The 22,585-nt window shown below is 77.1% G+C and carries 28 protein-coding genes; 17 read left to right on the forward strand and 11 right to left on the reverse strand.

Features of this window, described 5'->3' with window-relative positions:
* Positions 1-6: 6 nt before the first annotated feature.
* The gene (gene cobC, locus ACI79K_RS04070) at positions 7-1,125 is read right to left on the reverse strand and encodes an Rv2231c family pyridoxal phosphate-dependent protein CobC (RefSeq protein ID WP_456599038.1); all 1,119 of its coding nucleotides are present in this window, start codon (positions 1,123-1,125) and stop codon (positions 7-9) included.
* Between the two features lie 63 nt (positions 1,126-1,188).
* Between cobC and ACI79K_RS04075 the strand changes: the two genes are divergently transcribed.
* The 4 genes from ACI79K_RS04075 (at position 1,189) to ACI79K_RS04090 (ending at position 3,509) form a co-directional block, all read left to right on the forward strand.
* Entirely contained in the window at positions 1,189-1,653 is a 465-nt protein-coding gene (locus tag ACI79K_RS04075; RefSeq protein ID WP_456599039.1) for a hypothetical protein, read from the forward strand.
* Positions 1,650-1,943: a transcriptional regulator gene (locus ACI79K_RS04080; RefSeq protein WP_456599040.1), complete on the forward strand. Its 294-nt coding sequence runs from the start codon at positions 1,650-1,652 to the stop codon at positions 1,941-1,943. Before ACI79K_RS04075 ends, ACI79K_RS04080 begins: the two co-directional genes overlap by 4 nt.
* 139 nt (positions 1,944-2,082) lie before the next feature.
* On the forward strand, positions 2,083-3,147 hold the full coding sequence (locus ACI79K_RS04085) for an AbrB family transcriptional regulator (protein WP_456599041.1): 1,065 nt from the start codon (positions 2,083-2,085) through the stop codon (positions 3,145-3,147).
* 146 nt (positions 3,148-3,293) lie between these two features.
* The gene (locus ACI79K_RS04090; RefSeq protein ID WP_456588184.1) at positions 3,294-3,509 is read left to right on the forward strand and encodes a hypothetical protein; all 216 of its coding nucleotides are present in this window, start codon (positions 3,294-3,296) and stop codon (positions 3,507-3,509) included.
* Between the two features lie 8 nt (positions 3,510-3,517).
* Here the strand turns inward: ACI79K_RS04090 and ACI79K_RS04095 are convergent, their stop codons facing one another.
* On the reverse strand, positions 3,518-4,027 hold the full coding sequence (locus tag ACI79K_RS04095; protein ID WP_456588183.1) for a type II toxin-antitoxin system PemK/MazF family toxin: 510 nt from the start codon (positions 4,025-4,027) through the stop codon (positions 3,518-3,520).
* Positions 4,028-4,211: 184 nt separating this feature from the next.
* Here ACI79K_RS04095 and ACI79K_RS04100 point away from each other — a divergent pair, with 184 nt between their 5' ends.
* Entirely contained in the window at positions 4,212-4,409 is a 198-nt protein-coding gene (locus ACI79K_RS04100) for a hypothetical protein (RefSeq protein WP_456588182.1), read from the forward strand.
* Between the two features lie 21 nt (positions 4,410-4,430).
* Here ACI79K_RS04100 and ACI79K_RS04105 read toward each other — a convergent pair whose 3' ends face one another.
* Together ACI79K_RS04105 and ACI79K_RS04110 are read right to left on the reverse strand one after the other, a co-directional pair.
* Complete coding sequence (locus ACI79K_RS04105) at positions 4,431-4,856, reverse strand: VOC family protein (RefSeq protein WP_456599042.1); 426 nt, start codon at positions 4,854-4,856, stop codon at positions 4,431-4,433.
* Positions 4,857-4,897: 41 nt separating this feature from the next.
* Positions 4,898-5,521, reverse strand: coding sequence for an MSMEG_1061 family FMN-dependent PPOX-type flavoprotein (locus tag ACI79K_RS04110; protein ID WP_456588180.1), 624 nt, complete (start codon positions 5,519-5,521; stop codon positions 4,898-4,900).
* Positions 5,522-5,561: 40 nt separating this feature from the next.
* On the opposite strand from ACI79K_RS04110, the gene ACI79K_RS04115 reads away from it, so the two are divergent.
* Positions 5,562-5,951, forward strand: a complete 390-nt coding sequence (locus ACI79K_RS04115) for an acyl-CoA thioesterase (protein ID WP_456588179.1) — start codon at positions 5,562-5,564, stop codon at positions 5,949-5,951.
* On the opposite strand, the gene ACI79K_RS04120 is transcribed toward ACI79K_RS04115, so the two are convergent.
* From ACI79K_RS04120 to ACI79K_RS04140, 5 genes are all read right to left on the reverse strand, one after another.
* Positions 5,938-7,440 (reverse strand): cobyric acid synthase, encoded by a 1,503-nt coding sequence (locus tag ACI79K_RS04120; RefSeq protein ID WP_456588178.1) that lies wholly within the window; start codon positions 7,438-7,440, stop codon positions 5,938-5,940. The two genes, ACI79K_RS04115 and ACI79K_RS04120, sit on opposite strands and share 14 nt — an antisense overlap.
* A complete protein-coding gene (locus ACI79K_RS04125) occupies positions 7,437-8,102 on the reverse strand; it encodes a lysophospholipid acyltransferase family protein (protein WP_456588177.1) in 666 nt (221 codons plus the stop codon). Before ACI79K_RS04125 ends, ACI79K_RS04120 begins: the two co-directional genes overlap by 4 nt.
* A 122-nt stretch (positions 8,103-8,224) precedes the next feature.
* Positions 8,225-8,938: an ANTAR domain-containing protein gene (locus ACI79K_RS04130; protein ID WP_456599043.1), complete on the reverse strand. Its 714-nt coding sequence runs from the start codon at positions 8,936-8,938 to the stop codon at positions 8,225-8,227.
* A 147-nt stretch (positions 8,939-9,085) separates the two neighbouring features.
* The gene (yczR, locus tag ACI79K_RS04135) at positions 9,086-10,534 is read right to left on the reverse strand and encodes a MocR-like transcription factor YczR (protein ID WP_456599044.1); all 1,449 of its coding nucleotides are present in this window, start codon (positions 10,532-10,534) and stop codon (positions 9,086-9,088) included.
* Positions 10,535-10,784: 250 nt separating this feature from the next.
* On the reverse strand, positions 10,785-11,729 hold the full coding sequence (locus tag ACI79K_RS04140) for a cobalamin biosynthesis protein (RefSeq protein WP_456599045.1): 945 nt from the start codon (positions 11,727-11,729) through the stop codon (positions 10,785-10,787).
* Positions 11,730-11,792: 63 nt separating this feature from the next.
* On the opposite strand from ACI79K_RS04140, the gene def reads away from it, so the two are divergent.
* The 5 genes from def (at position 11,793) to ACI79K_RS04165 (ending at position 15,175) form a co-directional block, all read left to right on the forward strand.
* A complete protein-coding gene (gene def, locus ACI79K_RS04145; protein WP_456588173.1) occupies positions 11,793-12,350 on the forward strand; it encodes a peptide deformylase in 558 nt (185 codons plus the stop codon).
* A 90-nt stretch (positions 12,351-12,440) separates the two neighbouring features.
* The gene (locus ACI79K_RS04150; RefSeq protein ID WP_456588172.1) at positions 12,441-12,935 is read left to right on the forward strand and encodes an FBP domain-containing protein; all 495 of its coding nucleotides are present in this window, start codon (positions 12,441-12,443) and stop codon (positions 12,933-12,935) included.
* Positions 12,936-12,987: 52 nt separating this feature from the next.
* Positions 12,988-14,166 (forward strand): glucose-1-phosphate adenylyltransferase family protein, encoded by a 1,179-nt coding sequence (locus ACI79K_RS04155; RefSeq protein WP_456588171.1) that lies wholly within the window; start codon positions 12,988-12,990, stop codon positions 14,164-14,166.
* Between the two features lie 43 nt (positions 14,167-14,209).
* Positions 14,210-14,539: a tetratricopeptide repeat protein gene (locus ACI79K_RS04160; protein WP_456588170.1), complete on the forward strand. Its 330-nt coding sequence runs from the start codon at positions 14,210-14,212 to the stop codon at positions 14,537-14,539.
* A gap of 120 nt (positions 14,540-14,659) precedes the next feature.
* On the forward strand, positions 14,660-15,175 hold the full coding sequence (locus ACI79K_RS04165; protein ID WP_456599046.1) for an FKBP-type peptidyl-prolyl cis-trans isomerase: 516 nt from the start codon (positions 14,660-14,662) through the stop codon (positions 15,173-15,175).
* Positions 15,176-15,482: 307 nt separating this feature from the next.
* Here the strand turns inward: ACI79K_RS04165 and ACI79K_RS04170 are convergent, their stop codons facing one another.
* The gene (locus ACI79K_RS04170) at positions 15,483-16,034 is read right to left on the reverse strand and encodes a histidine phosphatase family protein (RefSeq protein WP_456588168.1); all 552 of its coding nucleotides are present in this window, start codon (positions 16,032-16,034) and stop codon (positions 15,483-15,485) included.
* Positions 16,035-16,099: 65 nt separating this feature from the next.
* On the opposite strand from ACI79K_RS04170, the gene ACI79K_RS04175 reads away from it, so the two are divergent.
* Together ACI79K_RS04175 and ACI79K_RS04180 are read left to right on the forward strand one after the other, a co-directional pair.
* Complete coding sequence (locus ACI79K_RS04175; protein ID WP_456588167.1) at positions 16,100-16,888, forward strand: oxidoreductase; 789 nt, start codon at positions 16,100-16,102, stop codon at positions 16,886-16,888.
* A 10-nt stretch (positions 16,889-16,898) separates the two neighbouring features.
* Positions 16,899-17,867, forward strand: coding sequence for an aldo/keto reductase (locus ACI79K_RS04180; protein WP_456599047.1), 969 nt, complete (start codon positions 16,899-16,901; stop codon positions 17,865-17,867).
* A gap of 3 nt (positions 17,868-17,870) precedes the next feature.
* On the opposite strand, the gene ACI79K_RS04185 is transcribed toward ACI79K_RS04180, so the two are convergent.
* A complete protein-coding gene (locus ACI79K_RS04185; RefSeq protein ID WP_456588165.1) occupies positions 17,871-18,707 on the reverse strand; it encodes an HAD family hydrolase in 837 nt (278 codons plus the stop codon).
* A gap of 125 nt (positions 18,708-18,832) precedes the next feature.
* Between ACI79K_RS04185 and ssd the strand changes: the two genes are divergently transcribed.
* From ssd to ACI79K_RS04205, 4 genes are read left to right on the forward strand one after another with little or no spacing between them, the layout of a single operon-like run.
* Positions 18,833-19,915: a septum site-determining protein Ssd gene (gene ssd, locus ACI79K_RS04190; RefSeq protein WP_456599048.1), complete on the forward strand. Its 1,083-nt coding sequence runs from the start codon at positions 18,833-18,835 to the stop codon at positions 19,913-19,915.
* On the forward strand, positions 19,912-21,051 hold the full coding sequence (locus ACI79K_RS04195; protein ID WP_456599049.1) for a TadA family conjugal transfer-associated ATPase: 1,140 nt from the start codon (positions 19,912-19,914) through the stop codon (positions 21,049-21,051). Before ssd ends, ACI79K_RS04195 begins: the two co-directional genes overlap by 4 nt.
* On the forward strand, positions 21,048-21,839 hold the full coding sequence (locus ACI79K_RS04200; protein WP_456599050.1) for a type II secretion system F family protein: 792 nt from the start codon (positions 21,048-21,050) through the stop codon (positions 21,837-21,839). The genes ACI79K_RS04195 and ACI79K_RS04200 overlap by 4 nt, the downstream gene beginning before the upstream one ends.
* Positions 21,836-22,564, forward strand: coding sequence for a type II secretion system F family protein (locus tag ACI79K_RS04205; RefSeq protein ID WP_456599051.1), 729 nt, complete (start codon positions 21,836-21,838; stop codon positions 22,562-22,564). Before ACI79K_RS04200 ends, ACI79K_RS04205 begins: the two co-directional genes overlap by 4 nt.
* Positions 22,565-22,585 lie beyond the last annotated feature (21 nt).

Below are 22,585 nucleotides of genomic sequence, written 5' to 3' on the forward strand. Positions count from 1 at the left end.
TGGCGTTCAGCGGATCTCCTCGGGGATGCGGGGGGCGGTTCCGGGGGCGGAGCCGGGCCCGTGCGTCCCCGCCAGGATCCCAGCGAGCGTTCCGGCGAACGCGCGCGAGGTCTGCGGATCCCGCACCGCGACCCGGAGGTGGTCGGTCGTGAGGCCCGGGAAGGTGTCGCCGCGGCGCACCGCCCAGCCGGCGTCCCGCAGCGCGGCGCGCACCCGCGCGCCGTCGGGCACGCGCAGGAGGACGAACGAGGAACGGGGCTCGGCGACCACCTCGACCGGTGCCGGCAGCGCGGTGAGCAGCGCCTCCCGGTGGGCGACCAGTTCGACGGCCGCGGCGCCGGCCTCGGCGCGCGCGGCCGGGGTGCTGCAGGCCACCAGTGCGGCGAGCGCGGGCGTGCTGACCGGCCACGGTGGCTGCTGGGCGGCCATCGCCGCGATCAGCTCCCGTGGCCCGAGGGCGTAGCCGACCCGCACCCCGGCCAGGCCCCAGGTCTTGGTCAGGCTGCGCACCACGAGGAGCCCGGGCAGGTCGGTGCGCCCGGCGAGGGACTCCGGCTCGCCGGGGACCGTGTCCGCGAATGCCTCGTCGACCAGGACCACCCGTCCCGGCCGGGTCAGCGCGGCCAGGTCGCCGGCCGGGTGCAGCACCGACGTCGGGTTGGTCGGGTTGCCGAGCACGACGAGGTCGGCGTCGTCGGGGATCGCCGCGGGGTCGAGCCGGTAGCCGTCCTGGGGGCGCAGGAGGTGCCGGGTGACCGGGTGTCCGGCCGCCCGCAGCGCCGCCTCCGGCTCGGTGAAGGACGGGTGGACGACGACGGCCTTCCGCGGTCGCAGTGCGCGGGCGAGCAGCACGAACGCCTCGGCGGCGCCCGCGGTGAGCAGCACCTCGGCGGGGTCGCGGCCGTGCGCGGCCGCGACCGCAGCCCGGGCCGGCGCGGCGTCGGGGTAGCCGGCGCTGTCGTCCAGCGCGCCGCGCAGGACGTCGGTCAGCCAGGCCGGTGGCGTGCCGGCCCGCACGTTCACGGCGAGGTCGACCAGGCCGGGCGCCAGCTCGGCGTCCCCGTGGTGGCGCAGATCGGTCACGTCTCCTCTTCGCGGTCGTCGGGCGGACCGCCATGAGACCACGGCCGTGTAACGGTCGCGTGGCGCGACTTGACGGATCGGAAAGCGACGAGCAGCCTTTCCGACATGGAAAGCGACGAGCGTGCGACGGATGCGACGAGGGCGGCGGCGGAGCTCGCCACCCTCCGGGCCCAGCGCGTGGCGCTGGCCGAACGGGTGGTCCAGCCCTGGTGGTACGACGTGCTCCTCGGCGTGCTCGTCTTCGCCTTCCTGGGCAGCTACGCGACCCACAACTGGTGGCTGATCGGCGGCGCGGGGCTGGTGTTCCTCGCCGGCTGCTGGGGGCTGGTGACCGTCTACCGGAGGCTCACCGGCATGTGGGTCAACGGCATGCGGCCCGGTCCGACCCAGCGGGCGACGACGGTCTGGTTCTGGTGCTGCGTCAGCTGGGTGGTCGCCGCGTGCCTCGACGCCTTCCTCGACCTGCCGGAGCTGCTGCTCGGGGTGTCGGCGGCCTGCGGCGTCGCCGTCGCGCTGGTGAGCCGGTGGTGGACGCGCATCTACGCCGCCGAGCTCCGCGGCGAGTTGTGACCGCCGTCGAACCGCGCTTCGACCCGGTCGTGCACGCCCCGCCGCGGCTGCAGGTGTGCGGGCTGCTCGCCGTCGTCGACACGATGGACTTCGCCGCCGTCCGCGAGCAGGTCGGCGTCAGCGACTCGGTCCTCTCCAAGCACGTCAAGCAGCTGGAGGCGGCCGGGTACGTGACGGTCCGCAAGGTCACCCGCGCGTCCCGGGTGCGCACCAGCCTGGCCCTGACCCCGGCCGGCCGGGCGGCCTTCGACGCCCACGTCGCCGAACTGCGGCGGATCACCGGCGGCTGAGTCCGCCCTCGGGGCGGTGCGCCCGACTTCCCGTGCGGAGCGCCCTCGCTGCCGGGTCGCCGGCGGCCGACCACCCGCGCGTGGCCAGCGGCACACCGGCAGAGTGTGCGCCGGCGGCAGAACGGGGAGCGGGGGGCTGGTGCGGGGCGGACGGGGTGCGACGCTGCTCGACGCGGCCGTCGTCGTCGGCGGAGCCGTCGCGCTCGGCCTGCTGCTGGGCCTGGCCGGCCTGCCGTCGCCCGCGCTGTTCGGGGGCCTGGTCGCCGGGCTGGTCCGCGCGCTCGCGGTACCTGCACCGGCACGGGTCCCCGAGCGGCTCGGGACCGCCGGGCAGGCGGTCGTCGGCGTCTCCATGGGCGCCCTGGTCGACCTCGGCACGCTGCGGGCGGTGGCCGCCGACTGGCTCCCGGTCCTCCTGGTCACCGTCGGGACGCTCGTGCTGAGCCTGCTGGCCGGGCTCGCCCTGCGGCTGCACCGGGGGATCAGTCCGGTCACGGGGGCGTTCGCCATGATCGCCGGTGGCGCCTCCGGCATCGTGGTGATGGCCCGCGATCTGGGAGCCGACGAGCGGATGGTCGCGGTGCTCCAGTACCTGCGGGTGCTGCTCATCGTCCTGCTCATGCCGGTGGTCGCCACCACCGCCTACGGCGCCACCGCGGGAGCCGGGCTCACCCCCGGCGACGCCGGGGGGCCGGGCTGGCCCGCCGGGCTGGCGTTCACCGCCTCCTGCTCGCTCGTGGGGCTGGTCGGGGGCCGGCTGCTCCGGGTCCCCGTCGCCGCGCTGCTGGGCCCGCTGGTCGCCGCCGCGGTCGCCGACCTGACCGGCCTCTCCGGTGGTGCGGGGGTGCCCGCCCTCGTCGAGAGCGCGGCCTTCCTCGTGATCGGCCTGCAGGTCGGCATCAGCTTCACCCGCGGGAGCCTGCGTGCCATCGGCCGCGCCCTGCCGCTGGCGCTGGCGATCATGCTGGCCCTGGTGCTGGCGTGCGCCGGGCTGGGCGGGCTGCTGGCCGCCGCCACCGGGGCCACCGCGCTCGAGGGCTACCTGGCCACCACGCCCGGTGGGCTCTACGCGGTGCTGGCCACCGCCCGGGACTCGGGCGCCGACACCACCTTCGTCCTCGCCGTCCAGGTGATCCGGCTGTTCGTCATGCTCTTCAGCGCCCCACTGGTGGCGCGCCGGCTCCGGCGCAGACCCCCGGGCTGAGCGACCCGGCCACCGGGCTGCCGGGGGGCGGGGGACCTGACGGGCGGGCCGGACGCGCCTACCCTCGTGGACCGGCGCACGAGCGGGAGGAGAGGGACCTGTCCGAGGAGAACGCGGCCACGACCGGGGCCGACGCCGACGACGCGGTGCTGCTGTTCGTCGGTGGTCCGCTCGACGGCCGGGTGCAGATCCGGGAGGCCCGGCACGGTGACCCGCTGCCGACGGTGACCCACGTCCACCTCCACGGCGGGCCGAAGGTCGTGCACCGCTACGACCTGGAGCCGATCGGCGACGGCCTCGGCGTCTACAACCTGCGGCCGCCGGTGCGGCGGCCCGCGCGGGACGAGTCGGTCGCGGACTGACCCCCGCCTCACCAGCCCTGCACGCGGCGGGCCTCGGCCACGACGCGGTCGAAGCGGCTGCGGTCCAGCGCGGCGCCCTCCCGGCGGACCGTCCCGGGATCGAGCACCAGCAGCCGGTCCAGCCGCACCTCGCTCGCCCGCCCTCGCGGGTCCCAGGCGCCGGTGCCGATGTCGGTCCACGACCGGCCGTGCCGGGCCTCGTCGGCGGCGTCCCGGTCGTGGTCGCGGCTGGTCAGCATCAGGCCGAGGAGGTCCTCGCCCCGCCGGCCGATGATCAGCACCGGTCGGTCCTTGCCCCGGCCGTCGTCCTCCTCGAAGGGCACCCAGGCCCAGACGATCTCCCCGGGATCGGGACGGTCGTCGTCGAACGGCCGGTACTCCACGTCCGGCGCGCCGGCCGGCCGCGGGCTCCCCGGCGGCGCGGGCCGCCCGCGGGCGGGGGAACGGCTGCTGCGCAGCAGGTGCAGCACGCGGCCCGCGGTGTGCGCCGCCGTCCGCCCGAGCCGGAACCTGGCCATGACCGCACCGTACGGAGGGGTGGCCGCGACGGCATCGTGCGCCCCGGCGAGGACACAGGAGCATCACCGTGTGTCACACGTGACACATCGGCACCATCTGGTCACCGTGGGGGTTGGCGGTGTCGATACGGGGGCACGATGGGCGCACGGGAGCGTGGCGGCGCCCCCGGGAGAAGGGGGGCTCATGACTTCGGCCGAACCGGCGCGCCCGGCGCTCCCACGCGCACGGGAGGTGCAGGCGAGCGTGCTCGCCGCCTTCCAGTTGGTGGAGGACGCCCGCTACCTGGGCTCCAGTCGCAGACGCCGCCGCCTTCGGGTGCGCGCCGTGGCCGAGCGGGCCGTCGCCGACCGGAAGCTCGCCCGCGACCTGCGCGCCGGCTGAGCACCTGGGGGGAGTGCCTCCTCAGGTGAGGCAGAACTCGTTGCCCTGCGGGTCGGCCATCGTCACCCATGCGAACGGGCCCTGCTGGCCGCGCCACAGCTCTGTGGCACCCAGCCCGGCGAGCCGGGCCACCTCCTCCTCCCGCCGCTCGGGCCCGACCCGGACGTCGAGGTGCAGCCGGTTCTTGACGGCCTTCGGCTCGGGGACGAGCTGGAACAGCACGCGCGGGCGGCCCGGCTCCGTCGAGGTGATCGCGGCGCCTGCCTTCCACACCAGTGCGCCACGGTGCGTGGTGGTGTCCGACCCGGCGGCGGCGCCGGTCTCGACCATCCGGCGGATGAAGGCCTCGTCCTGGGGTTCCACCCGCCAGCCCAGCGCCTCGGCCCACCAGTCGGCGAGCTCATGCGGGGCGGACGAGTCGACCACGACCTGCACGTCGAAGGACATGGCCGCAGGTTAGGGCGCCGCACCGACAGAACCCGCCGGCGTCAGAGCTCCAGCGCCAGGTCCGCCCGGATCACCGCGTCGTCGGTGGGGATGGTGGTGTCCCGGCAGTGCTCGCGCATCACCTCGCCGAACGGCGCGAAGGCCGAGCGGTCCACCCGCTGCTCCGGGTCCCACAGGCCCGAGCGCATGACCGACTTCGGGCACTGGAAGTAGGCGCGCTCCACCTGGACCACCAGCACCGACAGCGGTGCCCGGCCGAACTCGGTGAGGTCGAGATCCAGCGACCCGGGGTCCACCAGCGACGTCGTCCCGTAGACCCGCAGCGTCTCGTCGAAGCCGGGGACGAAGAACATCAGCGCGGCCCTCGGGTTGGCCACCAGGTTGCGCAGGCTGTCGACCCGGTTGTTGCCGCTCCGGTCCGGCAGCGCCAGCCGGTGCTCGTCCAGCACGTGCACGAAGCCGGGCGCGCCGCCCCGCGGGGAGACGTCGGGCCAGCCGTCGGGCGAGGCGGTGGCCAGCGTGGCGAACGGGCTCAGCGCGATGAAGTCGCGGCAGTAGCCGTCCAGCGCGCCGATCACCTTGTTCAGCACCCGTGGAGACGCCTCCCGGTACCCGGCGAGCACGACGGCGTCGGAGGGCGGGGTGGCGGGCGTCTCGGGGTGCACGCCCCGACGGTATCGGCCCGTGCGGCTAGCGTGGCGACCCGTGCCCGAGGTTTGGAGTTCCCCCGTCCGCTACGTCGAGTGCGACCAGCAGGGCGTCGTCTTCAACGCCCACTACCTGACGTGGGCCGACGAGGCGTCGAACGGGTGGTGGGCCGCACAGGGGTTCGCGTGGGACGAGCTGGTCGCCCGCGGCATCGACCCGGTGGTCAAGGCCACCGCGCTCGAGTGGACGTCGTCGGCCCGCTGGGGCGACACCGTCGCCGTGGACGCCGAGACGGAGAAGGTCGGCCGCACCAGCGTGTCGGTGCGGTTCACCGTGCGCGTCGGCGACCGGGTCTGCTGCGTGGTGCGCACCACCTACGTCTCCGTCACCGACGGCCGCGCCACCCCCTGGCCGGACGACGTGCGGGCCCGCCTCAGCGAGGGCTGAACCCGGCGCCCGGCGGCAGCATCGGCAGGTCGGCGGGCGGTCCTGCCTCGATCAGCCGCCACAGCGCGTCGGTGTCGGCGTGCTCGGCGACCAGGTCGCCCAGCCGGTCCAGCCGGGCCTCCCGCACCGCCGCGAAGTCGGTGTCCGGGGAGGGGACGAAGCGGCGGCCGGTGATCCGGGCGACCTCGGCGAGGAAGGCCCGGCGGAAGCCGTCGTTCTCCAGCGCGCCGTGCCAGGTCGTCCCGAAGACCGATCCCGCGCGGGCCCCGTCGAGGAACGGCTCGGCGTCGCCGTCGACGGTCACGACCCCGTGGTGGATCTCGTAGCCGTGCACCGTCTCGCCCAGCGCGGACCCCACCGGGCGGGCCAGCGTCTTCTCCCGGGCGAAGCGGACGGCGGCGGGCAGCAGGCCCAGCCCGGTCACGGTGCCCGCCCGGGACTCCACCTCGTCGGTGATCGACCGGGCCAGCATCTGGTGGCCGCCGCAGATACCGAGCACCGGAGTCCCCTCCGCCGCCCGGCGCAGCACGGCGTCGGCGAGCCCGGTCGCGCGCAGCCAGGCCAGGTCGGCGACGGTCGCGCGCGTCCCGGGCAGCACGACCAGATCGGCGTCGGCGAGCTCCTCGGGCCGGGTCACGTACCGCACGAGCACACCGGGCTCGGCGGCCAGCGCGTCGAGGTCGGTGAAGTTCGACAGCCGGGGCAGCCGGGCGACCGAGACGCGCAGGACGTCGTCGCCGACCGGTGGCGAGGCGGCGGACGCGGCGGGCACGTTCAGCGAGTCCTCGACGTCCAGCTCCAGGCCGGAGAGCCAGGGCAGGACGCCGAGCGTCGGCCGCCCGGTGAGCGCGGTCAGCTGGTCCAGCCCGGGCCGCAGCAGCCGCACGTCGCCGCGGAACTTGTTCACCAGGAACCCGGCGACCAGCCGCTGGTCCGACGCCGGCATCAGCGCCACGGTGCCGTGCAGGGCGGCGAAGACGCCGCCCCGGTCGATGTCGCCCACGACGACCACGGGCAGGTCGGCGGCGGTGGCCAGGCCCATGTTGGCGATGTCGTCGGGCCGTAGGTTGATCTCGGTGGGGGAGCCGGCGCCCTCGCAGACGACGACGTCGTACCGCGACCGCAGGTCCGCGAGCGACTCGAGCACCTGCTCGAGCAGCGCCGCCTTCATCGGCCGGTACGACAGCGCGGTCACGTCGGCCACGGGCCGGCCGAGCACGACCACCTGGCTGGAGTTCTCCCCGCCCGGCTTGAGCAGCACCGGGTTCATGGCCGCCTCCGGCTCGACCCGCGCCGCCGCCGCCTGCATCACCTGGGCGCGGCCGATCTCGGCCCCGTCGAGGGTGACCATGGAGTTGTTGCTCATGTTCTGCGCCTTGAACGGCGCCACCGACACCCCCTGGCGCACCAGCCAGCGGCAGATGCCGGCGGTGACCACCGACTTGCCGGCGTCCGAGGTCGTGCCGGCGACGAGCAGCCCTCCGCTCACGCCGCCTCGCGCGGGGCGTCCCAGCCGGCCTTCTCCTGCCCGGAGAGGTCGGCGATCGCCAGCATGATCCGATCGGTGACCTCGCGGCGGGCCCGGTTGCGGTTCGCCTGGCCGGCCAGCTCGGGAAAGGTCAGCGGCTCGCCGAAGGTGATCGCGATGCGGTGCGGGCGCGGCCAGCGCGCGCCCACCGGCTGCACCTTGTCGGTGCCACGCACCGCGACCGGGACGACGGGGCAGTCGGCGGTGAGCGCGAGCCAGGCGACCCCGGTCTTGCCGCGGGCCAGCCGGCCGTCCTTGGACCGGGTGCCCTCCGGGTAGAGGCCGAAGGCGGTGCCGCCCCGCAGGATGCCGAGTGCGGTGTCCAGGGCGGCCTGCGCGGCCCGGTGGGTCTCCCGCTCGACCGGGTGGGCCCCCAGCGCGGTGAACAGCGTGCGGGTGAGCCACCCGCCGACTCCCCGGCCGGTGAAGTACTCGGCCTTGGCCAGGTAGGCCACCCGGCGCGGGGCGGCCAGCGGGATGGCGATGCTGTCGATGAAGGACAGGTGGTTGCTGGCGAGGATGACCGGCCGGTCGAGCGGCACGTTCTCGCGCCCGGTGATCTGCGGCCGGCACATGAGGAAGAACAGCGGGCGCAGCACGAATCGGGCCAGGACGTAGAACATCGCAGGCTCTCCCTCCTCGGCGGCCCGAGGGCCGCGACCCCGGACACCACGGGCTGCCCGCGATCCTGCCGGAACCCGCCCGGCGGCGGGACGGCGGCTCCGGCGAGGGCCCGGCCGGGCGGCTACCCCGGGGGGCAGGCGTCCCGGAGGATGAGGCGCACGTCCTCGGGCAGCCGGCCGTGCCCCGTGGCCGAGGCGGTGATGGCCTGGGCCACGTCCCGGACCTTCCGGTGGGTGTGGCTGGAGATGTGCGACAGCAGGTCGAACGCGACCTGCTCGGTGCAGCCCGTGAGCACCATGAGGATGCCCTTGGCCTGCTCGATGACCGCGCGGCTGGCCATGGCCGCCCGGAGCTGCTGGACCTCGGCCCGGAGGATCTCTGCGCCGGTGGGCCCGGCCACCGGTGGCCGGGAGCCGGCGAGGTCGACGCAGATTCCCTCCACCGCGCGCACGCCGCCCGCGTCGTCCCGGTCGGGCTCGCCGACCAGCAGCACCGGGCGCGGTGGACGTGCCGGGTGCACGACGCGGGTCTCGACCGCGAACGGCCGGCCGGCCCCGCAGGCCGAGAGGGCGGCGAGCACCCGCCCGGCGTCGTCGGGGTGCTGGACGCCGATCAGCGCCTCGGTGCAGGGCGCGGTGGCCGTGGCGTCCAGGCCGAGCAGGTCGTGCATCTCCGGGGACCACCACCAGCTCCCGGTGTGCCGGTCGAACCGGTAGCGGCCGGCGATCGCCGGCACCGGGGCGGGGTGCCGGGTGATGGTGCGGCGCGGTTCCCGGCCCCGGTCGAGCGGGGGGCGCGTGGCCGGAGGGGTGCGGGCGGGCGCCGGTGACGACATGGTCGACCTCCTCGGCGGAGGCGTGCCGGTGCCGGCAGACCCCCGGGCACCGGCTGTTCGACACCCGGGCGCCCCGGCTCCGACGGGCCGGGCCTCCCGATGCCAGGACCGTACGTCGACGCGGCGCTCCCCGCACCGGCACGCGCCTCAGACCACGGTGAGCGGGCGCGGTGGCGAGGCGGCGGGGCTGGTGCGGCGCACCGCCGAGTCGAGCCGGGCCAGCACGCCGACGGCGGCCCGCAGCCGCTCCGGGGGCAGGGTGAAGGGCAGGCGGAGGTGGTCGTCGAAGGCGTGACCGGTGCCGAACGCCCGCCCCTCGGCGAGCAGCAGCCCGAGCTCGGCGGCGGCCGAGGTCAGCTCGGCGGAGCTGGTCCCGGGCGGCAGCCGGCACCAGGCGGAGAGGCCGCCGGCGGGCACCGGCGCGCTCCAGTCGGGCAGCTGCCGGGCCAGCTCGGCCAGGAGGACGTCGCGCCGCTCCCGGAGCTGCACCCGCCGGTGCCCGAGGACCTCGTCGAGCTGCTGCACCAGGACGGTGGCGGCCAGCTGGTCGAGCACCCCGACCGACAGCTGCCGCCTGGCCAGCGCCTCGCCCAGCCGGGCGGCGAGGCTCGCCTCCGTCCGCAGCCAGCCGATGCGCAGGCCGCCCCACACCGCCTTGGAGAGGCCGCCGACGGTCACCACCGCGGCGTCGGGGACCCCGGCGGCGTACGGCGGCGCGGCCGGGCCGTCCAGCTGCAGGCCCGTGGCCACCTCGTCGACCAGGGTCACGATCCCGTGCTGCCAGAGCGTGGCGGCCAGCCGCCGGCGCCCGGTCGCCGACAGCCCGGCGCCGGTGGGGTTGTGGCAGTCGGGCATCAGGTAGGCCAGCCGGGGGCTGCTCTGCCGGGCGACCAGCTGGGCCATCCCGACCAGCGCGTCGGGCTCGGCCGGATCGACCACCGCGGGCACGCAGCGCCCGCCGGCCGCCGCGACCAGGCCCACCGCGCCGGGGTACGTCGGGTGCTCGACGAGCACCCGGTCGCCGGGCTCCAGCAGCGTCCCCAGGACGAGCGCGGCCGCATCGCCGACGCCCGCGGTGATCACCACCTGGTCGGCGTCGGTGGCCAGCCCGCGGGAGGTGAACCACCCGGCGACCGCCGCGCGCAGGCCGGGCAGCCCGCTGGGCGCGTAGCCGTGGGCGGGCAGGTGCGCCGGCAGCTCGCCGAACGCCCGCTCGTAGGCCGGCAGCAGCTGGGGGGCCGCCTCCGGTGCGGCGTGCGCCAGGTCGAGCACCCCGGGGGTGGTTCTCGGCGGCGACCAGCCGGTCCGGACGTCGGGGAGCGCGGTCACGGTGCCCGATCCGTGCCGGGTCCGGGCGAACCCCTCCTCGCGGAGCACCCGGTAGGCCGACGCCACGGTGACGCGGCTGACGTCCAGCTCGGCGGCGAGCTCCCGTTCGGCGGGGAGCCGGGTGCCGACGGGCAGCGAGCCGGCGGTCAGCAGCTCCCGGACCCGCCGGGCGACCCCGGCGTACCGCGGAGCGGGCAACCCGTCGGGCGGCCCGATGAGAGTGGCGAGCTCGCGAGCGCCGGTGGACTTCTCTGCTCCGGGTGGCATGCGGGCCACCATGCCGGATTGGCCTGGAATGTGCCAGCAACGACCGTGCCACTGTGCTCGGCATGGATGCAGGTGGTGTCGTCGCGATGGTGCTCGTTCTCCTGGGGCTGGGGTACCTGTCGGTGTCCACGCTCCTCGTCACGGTGCGGGGTGGCCGCGGGCCGGGGGACCCGCCGGCCAGCCATCCCCGGGTCGACCCGGCCGGCTTCCCGGTGCCGCCACGCCCGCGTGACGTCGCGCACCGGCGCCGTCAGCCGCGGAGCCGGCGCGCCAGCACCGCCGCGACCGCCGCCGCGGTCCACACCGCGCGGGAGAGGGTCACGGCCCGGGAGATGTCCGCGGTTCCCGGCGGCCGGCCGTCGCCCAGCGCCGGCCGGTCCTCCACCCGGCTGCCGTAGACGTTGCGCCCGCCCAGCCGCAGGCCGAGGGCGCCGGCGAGCGAGGCCTCGCAGCGCCCCGAGTTGGGGCTGGGGTGCGCGGCGCCGTCGCGGCGCCAGACGCGCAGCGCTCCGGCCGCGGACCCGCCCATCAGGGGGGCGCACCCGACCGTCAGGGCCGCGGTCAGCCGGGCGGGCGCCCAGTTGGCGACGTCGTCGGCCCGGGCGGCGGCCCAGCCGAAGCGGCCGTACCGCGCCGACCGGTGGCCCACCATCGCGTCGAGGGTGTTCACCGCCCGGTAGCCCAGCAACCCCGGCAGCCCGGCCACCGCACCCCAGAACAGCGGGGCGACGGCGGCGTCGGAGGTGTTCTCCGCCACCGACTCCACCGTCGCACGCGCGAGCTCCGCCGCCGCCAGCCCGCTCGGGTCGCGCCCCGCCAGGCCGGGCAGCGTGGCCCGGGCGGTGGGGAGGTCGTCGGCGGCCAGGGCCACGTGCATCCGCCCGGCCACCCGGGCCAGCGACGTGCCGCCCAGCACCGTCCACGTCGCGGCCGCCGTCGCCGCCGTGCGCAGCGCCGGGCGGGAGCGGGTGACGCGATCGGCCGCCACCCCGAGCGCGGTGGCGCCGCCCACGAGCACGGCCCAGTGGCCGGCACCCGCGGCGCGGGAGTCCCGCCACACCCGGCGCTCCAGCGCGGCGGCGGCGCGCCCGAAACCGGCCACCGGGTGCCCCCGCCGCGGATCGGCGAGCGCGAGGTCGGCCAGCGCGCCGAGCGCCAGCCCCAGCGCGGTCGCGGCATCGGGGCTGGGGCGCACCGCGCCATCGTGCCAAGGCCCCGGCGGGCGCCCGCCCGCGGTGGTCCTCCCTAGGATCGCCGCATGCGCCTGTTCGGCCGTTACGACGGCGTCGCCCGGCCGATCGTCACCTACGGCAGCAACCCGGTGCTGCACCGCAGGTGCACCGAGGTGACCGTCTTCGACGACGCGCTGCGGCGGCTGGTGCTCGACATGTTCGCCAGCATGGAGGCCGCCGACGGTGTCGGGCTGGCCGCCAACCAGATCGGCGTGGACGCGCGGGTCTTCGTCATCGACTGCCCGGACGCCGACGGGGAGGACGTCGTGGGCTACGTCGTCAACCCCGCCCTGACCGTCCTCCAGCCGGTCGGGGACGAGCCGGCCGAGGAGATCACCGAGGAGGGCTGCCTGTCGGTGCCCGGCCCCTACGCCGAGCTGCCGCGCGCCTTCCGGGCGCGGGTCGACGGCGTCGACCTGCACGGCGACCCGATGGCCATCGAGGCGACCGGCATGGCCGCCCGCTGCCTGCAGCACGAGGTCGACCACCTCGACGGCACCGTGTACGTCGACCGGCTCCCGGCGGAGCATCGGGAACGGCTGCTGGCCGAGGCGGCCGGTCCCGGTGGTGAGCTCCCCGCCTGACCGCGGTGCGGAAAACCGGGTGAGCCCGCCGGGCGGATGACCGATGATCGTCCGTCGGCACCCGCACCACCACGAGACGAGGCACCACCGGTGACACCCCTGACCGAGGCCGAGATCCGGCGTTCGTTCGTCAACTGCTCACGCGGCGAGGCGAAGACCCTCACCCTGCCCAGGGACTTCGGCGAGCTGGACTGGAGCGAGCAGGTCGTGCTCGGCTGGCGCGACCCGAAGGCGCCGCTGCGCGGGTACCTGGTGGCGCAGGTCGACGACGAGACCGTCGGCATCGCCGTCCGGGCCGCCGAGAGCCGCATGTCCAGCCGGACGACGGCGATGTGCCTGCTCTGCCAGACCGCGCAGCCGGGCGACGGCGTCTCCCTGTTCACCGCCCGGCGCACCGGCGACGCCGGGCGCAACGGCAACACCGTGGGCACCTACATCTGCGCGGACCTGCGGTGCTCCGCGCGGGTGCGGACCGAGATCCCGCCGTGGCTGCAGGAGCGCGACCCCGACGAGGTCGTCGCCGAGCGGTCCTGGGAGCTGGAGGAGCGGGTGCGCGGCTTCCTCGAGTCGGTGCGCCGCCCGTAGTCGCCGGGCACGCCCGCGGGTGGGTGTGCCCGCGGCGGGGTAGCCAGCCGCCATGGCGCTCCCGCGAATCCTCGTCCTCGTGCTGGCCGGCGGCGCCGGAGGCCGCCTCGAGCTGCTGACGGAACGGCGGGCGAAGCCGGCCGTGCCCTTCGCCGGGGTCTACCGGCTCATCGACTTCCCGCTGAGCAACTGCCAGAACTCGCAGATCCCCGACGTCTGGGTGTCCATCCAGTTCCACCCCACGTCGCTGCACGACCACCTGTCCAACGGCCGCCCCTGGGACCTCGACCGGACGGCCGGCGGGCTGCTCACCCTTCCCCCGTACAAGGGCACCGAGCGCGGCGGGTGGAACACCGGCACCGCGGACTCCCTGTGGCGGCACGCCGACCTGATCCGGGACTTCGACGCGGACGCGCTGGTCGTCGTCAGCGCCGACGCCGTCTACAAGCTCGACTACCGCGAGGTGGCCGAGGCGCACCTGGGCTCCGGTGCGGAGGTGACGATGGTGACCACCGAGGTGGCCCCGGACGACGCGTCGCGCTACGGGATCGTCGAGGTCGGGGAGGGCGACCGGGTGAGCGGGTACGCGTACAAGCCCGACGAGCCGGCGACGACGACGGCGACCAACGAGGTGTTCGTCTTCTCCCCGGCCCCCACGCTGGACCGGCTGGAGGCGCTGAGCGACCAGGTCGGGGAGGAGGGGCTGGAGGACCTCGGCACCCACCTGCTGCCGGCGATGACGGCCGACGGGCTGGCACGCGCCTTCCCCCTCCAGGGCTACTGGCGCGACGTCGGCACCATCCCGGCCTACTGGGAGGCGCACCGGGAGTTCATCGCCGCGGAGCCGCCGCTGGACCTCGACGCGCCGCGGTGGCCGGTGCACACCCGCGGTGGGCGGCACAGCGCCGCGCGGGTGCTCAGCGAGGCGCACGTCGAGGACAGCCTGATCTCCGGCGGCACCCGCGTCGGCGGGGAGGTCCGCGGCTCGGTCCTCTCGCCGGGCGTGGTGATCGAGGCCGGGGCCACCGTCGTCGACTCGGTGCTCCTCCCCGGTGTCCGGGTGCGCTCGGGGGCGACGGTGACCCGGTCGGTGCTCGACGACGGCGTCGACGTCGGGCGGGGGGCGTCGATCGGCGGGGACGGCGAGATCACCCTGGTGGGCCGGGCGGCGCGGGTCGCCGACGGCAGCGAGCTGGCCGCGGGCGCCCGCTTCCCCGAACCGGAGGGCTGAGCCCCGCGGGAAGCTGCCGCCGTGCGGGCGCGTTGGCGGGAGCATGCGTCAGCCGAGCGAGTTCGACCTGCACTCGGAGTTCCTCCGCGCCGACCTCCTGCTGAACATGGGGCAGGCCGACGCGGCCGTCCGCATCCTGCGGCCGGTCGTCGACGCCGAGCCGCGCAACGAGGCGGCGCTGGAGCTGCTGGCGCGGGCCTACTACGGCTCGGCGCAGCTGCGGTCGGCCGAGGAGGCGCTCGCCCGCCTGGTGGAGCTGGCGCCGAGCAACGGCTGGGCCCGCCGGGCCCTGGCGCGCACGCTGGAGCGGCAGAGCCGGCGGGACGAGGCGGCCGTGCACCACCGGGTGGCCGACGCCTTCGGCGCCGCCTGACCGCGCCCCGGGGCGGACCGGGCGTTCTGGGACGATGACCGCGGGGCCGTCGTGGCCCCCGTCCGCCCGGGCAGCGCCGTCCCGGTCCCGATCCGAGCCGCCGCTCGTCCAGGAGTCCTCATGCCCCGCCGCACCGTTCCCGGCACCCTGCTCGCCCTGGCCCTCGCCGCCGTCATGACCGCCTGCGGCGGGGACGACGGGACCGGCTCGTCGACCGGCGACCCCGCGGTGGTGATCGCCGAGGAGATCACCACCGACCTCACGCAGGCGCCTGACGTGCCCGCCTCGGACGCGCCCGCGCCGACCGAGCTCGCCGTCGAGGACGTGCTGGTCGGGCAAGGGGTGGGGGCCACCGAGGGCACCGCCGTCGCGGTGAAGTACGTGGGCGCGTTCTACGAGACCGGCGAGGAGTTCGACTCCTCCTGGAGCCGCGGAGCGGACGAGACGCTGCCGGTCACCCTGGGCGCGGGCCAGGTGATCCCCGGCTTCGACCAGGGGATCACCGGCATGCATGTCGGTGGCCGGCGGGTCATCGTCATCCCCAGCGAGCTGGGCTACGGCGAGCAGGACCGCGGACCCATCCCGGGCGGCTCGACGCTGGTCTTCGTGGTCGACCTGGTGGAGCTCGCTGCCTGACGCGACCGTGCCGTTCGGCGTGCAGCGCGTGACGCCACGCCGCGTCGGGCCGGCGCGTCGCCGTCGGCCGCATCGGTCCGGTCGGCGGCGGGCACCGGGTCCTGCATGAGCATCCTCGGGAAGCTGATGGGAACGGCGCAGAGCGCGACGCGGGGCGGCCGCGGCATGGGCCGCAGGACGTCGGCGAGCAGGGGCACCGGGCGTGGTCGCTCGGCCTCCTCCGGCGGTGGCATCGGGCGCCTCGTGCAGGGATTCCTCCGCCGTCGCTGAGCGGGGACGACGGCCCGGCCGCGCGGCCGGGCCGTCCTCACTCGCAGATCTCCAGCCGGGTCACCGAGCCGTTGTGCGGGGTGATCGCGGGCATCGCGTCGGGCCCCAGCCCGGCCGCCACGGCCTGCACCGCGCGGATCGTGTCCCCGTGGGTCACCAGCGCGACCACGTCGGCCGGGGGCTCGGCGCACAGCTGCGTGAGGTAGGCCGCCACCCGCGCGTGCAGCTCGGCCAGGCTCTCGCCGCCCTCGGCGGACCAGTGGGCGTCGGACCAGTCGACGACGTCCCACAGCTCCCGGGACGGCCGGCCCTCCAGGACGCCGTAGCCCTGCTCGCGCAGCGCCGGGGTGGTGCTGAAGGGCAGCCCCGTGGCGCGGGCGCAGTACTCGGCGGTCTGCACGGCGCGGAGCAGGTCGCTGGAGAGCAGCGCGCCCGGCCGCAGGCCGGCGAGCTCGGCGGCGGCCGCCTCGGCCTGCGTGTGACCCAGCGGCGTCAGGGGCACGTGGGCCACCTGCCCCTGCATGCGGCCGGCGGCGTTCCACTCGCTCTGCCCGTGGCGCACGAGCAGCAGGGTGACGGGTCGGGCCATGGCAAGGAGGCAGCGTAGGGCAGGGGTTCGCGGGCCCGCACGCCGCGCCTCGTACCGTCGTGGCCGTGAGCATCCCCGTCCGCCCCGGCGCGGCCCGTCCCGCAGCCCGTCCGGGTGACCCGGACCCCCTGGCGCCCCTCCTCGACCTGCCGGGCGTGCGCGACGCCGCCGACGCGGCCCGTGCCGGGATCGACCGGCTGCTGAGGCACAAGGTGTTGCGCCGGGAGTCCGCGGGCGTGAGCACCGAGTCGGCGCTGCGCGGGGCGCGCGCATCCGCGGCGCTGGCGGGCGTCGACGTGCCGCTCGCCGAGCTGCGGGCCGGCGGGGTGGACGACCCGGTGGTGCAGGGCGCGCTGCGGGTCTCGGCGGCGCTCGGCTCGATGGTCGAGACCTGGCCGCGGGCGCCCGGGCAGGTCATCGCCCGCCTGCACGTGCTGGCCGCCGCCGATCTCGCCGACCGGGCCGACCTCGGCCGGCCCGCCGCGCACGCCGGCCCCCGGCTGGCGGGCCTGTTCTCCCTGGCCACCGGCACCACGACCGTGCCCGCCGTCCTCGTGGCTGCCCTCGTGCACGGCGAGCTGGCCGCCCTCGCCCCCTTCGGCGTCGCCGACGGCGTCGTCGCCCGGGGGGCCGCCCGGCTGACCGGCATCGCCCGGGGGCTGGACCCCAAGGCGGTGTCGGTACCCGAGGTGGGCTTCACCGAGCTGGGCCGGGAGGCCTACGCCGAGGCGCTCGCCGGCTACGTGACGGGCACCCCCGAGGGCGTGGCCGCGTGGCTCGTGCACTGCTGCCGCGCCACCGAGCACGGGGCCCTGGAAGGCCTGGCCATCTGCGAGAGCCTGCTCCGCGGCTGAGACTGGGGGCATGCGCACTCTCGGCGTCCCGGGGCTGGGCCCCGTCAGCCGCATCGGTCTGGGCACCTGGCAGTTCGGGTCCCGCGAGTGGGGGTACGGCGACACCTACGCCGACCGGGCCGCCCGCGACATCGTGCGGCGGGCACGCGAACTCGGCATCACCCTGTTCGACACCGCCGAGATCTACGGCTTCGGGCGGAGCGAGCGGATCCTCGGCGAGGCGCTGGGGGAGGAGCGGGACCAGGTCGTCGTCGCCAGCAAGATCTTCCCGGTGGCGCCGTTCCCCCGGGTGGTGCGGCAGCGCTGGAGAGGCAGCGCCCGCCGCCTGGGCCTGGACCGCATCCCTCTCTACCAGGTGCACCAGCCCAACCCGGTGGTGCCCGACACGGCGACCATGCCGGGCCTGCGGGCGCTGCTCGACGAGGGGCGGATCGGCGCCGTCGGCGTCTCCAACTACTCGCTGGACCGCTGGCGGGCCGCCGACGCGGCGCTCGGTGCGCCGGTGATCGCCAACCAGGTGCAGTTCTCGCTGGCGCACGCCGGTCCGCTGGCGGACCTGGTGCCCTTCGCCGAGCGCGAGGACCGGCTGGTCATCGCCTACAGCCCGCTGGCCCAGGGCCTCCTCGGCGGGAAGTACTCGGCCGACCACCGGCCCGGGGGCGTACGCGCGGCCAACCCCCTGTTCGGCACCGAGAACCTGCGCCGGGTCGAGCCGCTGCTCGACGTGCTGCGCGAGGTGTCCGACGCGCACGACGCGACCCCCGCCCAGGTCGCGCTGGCGTGGCTCGTCGCGCAGCCGCGCGTGGTGGTGATCCCCGGCGCCTCGAGCGTCGAGCAGCTGGAGTTCAACGCAGCCGCCGACCAGCTGGTGCTGGCCGACGACGAGGTGGCGGCGCTGACCGCGGCCGCGCGCGCGTTCACCCCGGTGTCCGGCGTGCGCACCCTCGTCGACGGGCTCCGGGAGCGGTTCGGTCGCTGAGCGTCAGGCGCCGCGGCGACGCCGCCGCGGCGCCGGGCCGGGAGCCGGCAGCCCGGCGCGCAGCGCCCGGTGCCGGGCGTACCAGGCCAGCCCGACGACGGCGGCGCCGACGCCCATGGCGGCGCCGGTGACCACCGGCGCCGGCGGCACCGAGAAGCGGGAGCGCATGCTCACCGGGCGCTCGAACCGCAGCACCGGCCAGCCGTGCTGCAGCGCGGCCTTGCGCAGCCCGCGGTCGGGGTTGACGGCGGTGGGGTGCCCCACGACCGAGAGCATCGGCAGGTCGGTGATCGAGTCGCTGTAGGCGTAGCAGTCGGCCAGGTCGAACCCGCCCTCGGCGGCCAGCCGGCGGATCGCCTCGGCCTTGTGCTCGCCGTACGCGTAGAACTCGATCTCGCCGGTGTACCGGCCGTCCTCGACGACCATCCGGGTGGCGACGACGCGGTCGACGCCGAGCATCTCGCCGATGGGCTCGACCATCTCCGCCCCGCTGCTGGAGACGATGACGATCTCCCGGCCGGCGGCGCGGTGCTCCTCGATGAGGTCGGCGGCCTCGGCGTAGACCAGCGGGTCGACGATCTCGTGCAGGGTCTCCCGGACGATCTCGTGCACCGTGGCCACGTCCCAGCCGGTGACCATCGTGGTGAGCTGGGCGCGCAGCCGCTCCATCTGCTGGGCGTCGGCACCGGCGAGGGAGAAGACGAACTGGGCGTAGGCCGTCTTCAGCACGGCGCGCCGGTTGATCAGCCCACCGTGGAAGAACGGCCGGCCGAAGGCCAGCGTGCTGGACTTGGCGATGACCGTCTTGTCGAGGTCGAAGAACGCCGCGGCGCGGGACACGTCAGTCACGGTAGCTGGATCGGCAGGTAGGGCACCGAGATGCACGGTGTCCACACCCGATGGGGTCATCCACAATTCCCCTGCCGTTCTGGCGCCGTCCTCCTGGCGTCCGGTGGGGTCGCCCCGTGCCCGTCCCGATGCCGTCCCGACCGCTCCGTCCCCTCGTCGTCAGCACCGACGAGGAGCTGCTCGACGAGCTGCTCCGCCTGGTCGCCGCCGCGGGCGCCGAGGCGGAGGTGGCCACCGGCGGCCCGGCGCTGCGCCGTGCCCACCGCGAGGCGCCGCTGGTGCTGGTCGGCACCGAGGAGCTGAGCCGCGGGGCGCTGCGCGGGCTGCCCCGCCGACCGGGCGTGGTGGTGGTCTCCGGCGGGGAGCTGCCCGCCGCCGAGTGGGCCGTGGCCGTCGAGGTGGGGGCCGAGCGGGTGGCGGTGCTCCCGGCGGACGAGGCCTGGCTGCTCACCCGCTGCGCCAGCGCCGCCCGGGCGCCGGCCGAACGGGGTGGGTTGATCGCGGTGGGCGGTGCCTGCGGCGGGGCGGGCGCGAGCACGGTGGCCGCCGCGGTCGCCCTGGCCGCCCCCGGGGGCGCGGTGCTGGTCGACGCCGACGCCTGGGGCGGTGGGCTGGACCTGCTGCTCGGCGCCGAGCTCGCCCAGGGGCTGCGCTGGCCGGAGCTGACCGGCCTGCGCGGCGGCGTGGCCGGCCAGGCGCTGCTGGCCGCGCTGCCCGAGGTCGCCGGCGTCCACCTGGTCTCGGCCGACCGGGGCGGCGCGACGCCGGTGCCCGGTGAGGCGCTGGCCGCGGTGGTGGACGCCGGCCGCGGCACCGGGCGCCCGGTCGTCGTGGACCTGCCGCGCCCCGGCCCCGACGGCATCGGGCGCGGGCCGCAGGAGGTGCTGGCCGACGCCGACCTCGCGCTGCTCGTGGTGCCGGCCCGGCTGCGCGCCGCCACGGCCGCCCGCGAGCTCGTCGCGGCCGACGGCTCGCCGTGGTCCCCGGCGCAGCTGGTGGTGCGCACCGGGCCCGGCGGGCTGGCGCCCGGTGACGTGGCCGAGGTGGTGGGGCGGCCGGTGCTCGCCGAGCTGCCGCACGACCGGGGGGCGGTCGCCCGCGCCGAGCGCGGCCAGCTCCCCGGTGCGCACCCCCGGTCCCCGCTGGCCGCCGTCGCCCGGCGGGTGCTCGCGGCGCTGCCCGAGGCGGCCGGCCGGTGAGCGAGCCCTCGCTGCTGGACCGGGTGCGCGCCCGGCTCGCCGTCGCCGACGGTGTCCCCTCGCGGGCAGGCGTGGCCGCCCTGGTGCGCGACGAGGCCGGGGGGCTCCTGGGTGACCGGGACGTCCTGCTCGCCGCGCGCGACGCCGTGGACGAACTGGCCGGCGCCGGCCCGCTGGAGCCGCTGCTGCGACTGCCCGGCGTCACCGACGTCCTGGTCAACGGGCCCGAGGAGGTCTGGCTGGACCGCGGGGCCGGCCTGGAGCCGGCGGCCGGGATCCGGTTCCCCGACGACGACGCGGTGCGCCGGCTGGCCGTGCGGCTGGCCGCGTCGGCCGGGCGGCGACTCGACGACGCCTGCCCCTGGGTCGACGTCGGTCTCCCCGGCGGCACCCGGTTGCACGCGGTCCTCCCGCCGGTCTCCGGCGGCGGCACGTGCCTGTCGCTGCGGGTGCTGCGCCGGTGCTCGCAGGCGCTGGCCGACCTCGAGGCGCTGGGCGCGCTGCCCGGCGAGAGCGGGGCGCTGGTCCGCGCGGTCGTGGCGCGGCGGCTGGCGTTCCTGGTCACCGGGGGCACCGGCTCGGGGAAGACGACCCTGCTCTCCGCGCTGCTGGGTGAGGTACACCCGGCCGAGCGGCTGGTGCTGTGCGAGGACGCCGCCGAGCTGACGCCGCCGCACCCGCACGTGGTCCGCCTGCTCACCCGGCCGCCGAACGTCGAGGGCGCGGGCGCGGTCGGCCTGCGCGACCTCGTCCGGCAGGCGCTGCGCATGCGCCCCGACCGGCTGGTCGTCGGGGAGGTGCGGGGCCCCGAGGTGGTCGACCTGCTGGCCGCGCTGAACACCGGTCACGACGGCGGGTGCGGCACCCTGCACGCCAACCGGTCGACCGAGGTGCCCGCCCGGCTGGAGGCGCTGGGCGTGGCCGCCGGGCTGGGGCGCGCCGCGGTGCACAGCCAGGCCGCGGCCGCGCTCGACGTGGTGGTGCACCTGCGCCGGGCGCCCGGGGGACGCCGGGTGGAGGAGATCGGGCTGCTGCGCCGGGACGGTGAGCTCGTGGTGGTGGAGCCGGGCTGGCGGGCCGACGGCGGGCCGTGCCCGGCCGGTGAGGCGCTGCGGCGGCTGCTGGCGGGCCCGTGACCGCGGCGCTGCTGGCCGCCGCGGGCGCGGCGCTCCTCTGGCCGGACGGCCGCGCGGTGGTCCGCCGTCGGCTGCTTCGGGTGGCGCCGGCCGCTACCGGGAGCCCGTCTCGATTGCCACCGCTGCCGCTCGCCGCCGCGGTGGTCGCCGGCGGGGCCGGCGCGCTGCTCGGCACACCGCTGGTCGCGGTGCTCGCCGCCGGCTGCGCCGCGCTCGCGGCCCGCGACCGGCTGGCCCGCCGGAGGGACGCGGCCGACGCCGCGCGCCAGGGGGTGCTCGCCGACGCGCTGGCCGCGTTCGCGGCGGAGCTGCGGGCGGGCCGCACGCTGGACGAGGCGGTACGCGCCGCCGCCGCCGACTGCCCCGACCCGCAGTGCGCCGCAGCGCTGGTGCGGGCCGTCCGCGCGCCGGTGCCTGCGGGAGCTGCGGAGGCACCTGGCGCCGACGGGGTCGCCGCCGCGCTCGCCCGGCTCTCGGCCGCCGTCGCGCTGAGCACCCGCACCGGCTGCTCCCTGGCCGCCGTGGTCGCCGCGGTCGAGAGCGATCTCCGGGCCCGGCTGCGCCGGCGCCGCGAGCTGCTCGTGGCCACCGCCGGGCCCCGGGCCAGCGCCCGGCTGCTGGCCGGGCTGCCGGTGCTCGGCCTCGCGATGGGCGCCGGGATCGGCGCCGACCCGTGGCACGTGCTCACCCGCACCGGCACCGGGCAGGGGTTGCTGGTGGCCGGGGTGCTCCTGGAGGTGGCCGGCATCGCGTGGACCGGCCGCCTGCTGCGGCGGAGCGCGCGATGACCGGTGCGCTGCCGGTGCTGCTGCTCGCCGTGGCGGCGGCCGTGTGGGTGCCGGGCTCGGCCGTGGTCGGCGAGCGGGTCCGCCGGGTGACCGGGCCCGGCCCTCCGCCGGCCGTCGCCGGCGACGCGGCGGCGGGTGCTCGGCGCCGCTGGCTGCTCGCGGGCGCGGCCGGCGTCGCGGTGGGCCTGCTGCTGGGCGGTGTGCCCGGGGCGTGCGCCGCCGTCGTGGTCGCCGCCGCGGGGGAGCGGCTGCTGCGCGGCGCCTCCCCGGACGAGGACGCCGCCGAGCGCACGGCCCTGCTGCGCGAGCTGCCGGCGGCCTGCGAGCTGCTCGCCGCCTGCCTGACCGCGGGGCTGCCGGTCGCCGGGGCGCTCGCCGCCGTGGCCGGTGCGGTGCCCGACCCGCTCGGCCGGCGGCTGCGCGGCGCGGCCGGGCTGTACCGGATGGGTGCCGAGCCCCGCCGGGCCTGGGCCGACCAGCCGGCCGAGCTCGCCGGTCTGGCGCGCGTGCTGGTGCGGGCGGGGGAGTCCGGCGCCGCCGCGGTGCCGGCGCTGGTGGCCCTGGCCGAGGAGACCCGCACGGCGGCGCGGGCGCAGGCCCAGGCGGCGGTCCAGCGGGCGGGGGTGTGGGTGCTCGCCCCGCTCGGGCTGTGCTTCCTGCCGGCGTTCGTCTGCCTCGGCGTGGTGCCGCTCGTGCTCGGCATCGCCGGCGACGTCTTCGGCTGACGCCGTCCACATCCTCCGGCG

The organism is Blastococcus sp. SYSU DS0616 (genome assembly GCF_054051015.1).

Coding starts and splice junctions, on each gene's coding strand:
- ACI79K_RS04160 (WP_456588170.1), top strand. CDS start 14,210: ATGCGTCAGCCGAGCGAGTTCGACCTGCACTCGGAGTTCCTCCGCGCC.
- yczR (WP_456599044.1), bottom strand. CDS start 10,534: ATGCCACCCGGAGCAGAGAAGTCCACCGGCGCTCGCGAGCTCGCCACT.
- ACI79K_RS04180 (WP_456599047.1), top strand. CDS start 16,899: ATGCGCACTCTCGGCGTCCCGGGGCTGGGCCCCGTCAGCCGCATCGGT.
- def (WP_456588173.1), top strand. CDS start 11,793: ATGCGCCTGTTCGGCCGTTACGACGGCGTCGCCCGGCCGATCGTCACC.
- ACI79K_RS04205 (WP_456599051.1), top strand. CDS start 21,836: ATGACCGGTGCGCTGCCGGTGCTGCTGCTCGCCGTGGCGGCGGCCGTG.
- ACI79K_RS04130 (WP_456599043.1), bottom strand. CDS start 8,938: ATGTCGTCACCGGCGCCCGCCCGCACCCCTCCGGCCACGCGCCCCCCG.
- ACI79K_RS04170 (WP_456588168.1), bottom strand. CDS start 16,034: ATGGCCCGACCCGTCACCCTGCTGCTCGTGCGCCACGGGCAGAGCGAG.
- ACI79K_RS04125 (WP_456588177.1), bottom strand. CDS start 8,102: ATGTTCTACGTCCTGGCCCGATTCGTGCTGCGCCCGCTGTTCTTCCTC.
- ACI79K_RS04100 (WP_456588182.1), top strand. CDS start 4,212: ATGACTTCGGCCGAACCGGCGCGCCCGGCGCTCCCACGCGCACGGGAG.
- ACI79K_RS04165 (WP_456599046.1), top strand. CDS start 14,660: ATGCCCCGCCGCACCGTTCCCGGCACCCTGCTCGCCCTGGCCCTCGCC.
- ACI79K_RS04155 (WP_456588171.1), top strand. CDS start 12,988: ATGGCGCTCCCGCGAATCCTCGTCCTCGTGCTGGCCGGCGGCGCCGGA.
- ACI79K_RS04075 (WP_456599039.1), top strand. CDS start 1,189: ATGGAAAGCGACGAGCGTGCGACGGATGCGACGAGGGCGGCGGCGGAG.
- ACI79K_RS04105 (WP_456599042.1), bottom strand. CDS start 4,856: ATGTCCTTCGACGTGCAGGTCGTGGTCGACTCGTCCGCCCCGCATGAG.
- ACI79K_RS04095 (WP_456588183.1), bottom strand. CDS start 4,027: ATGGCCAGGTTCCGGCTCGGGCGGACGGCGGCGCACACCGCGGGCCGC.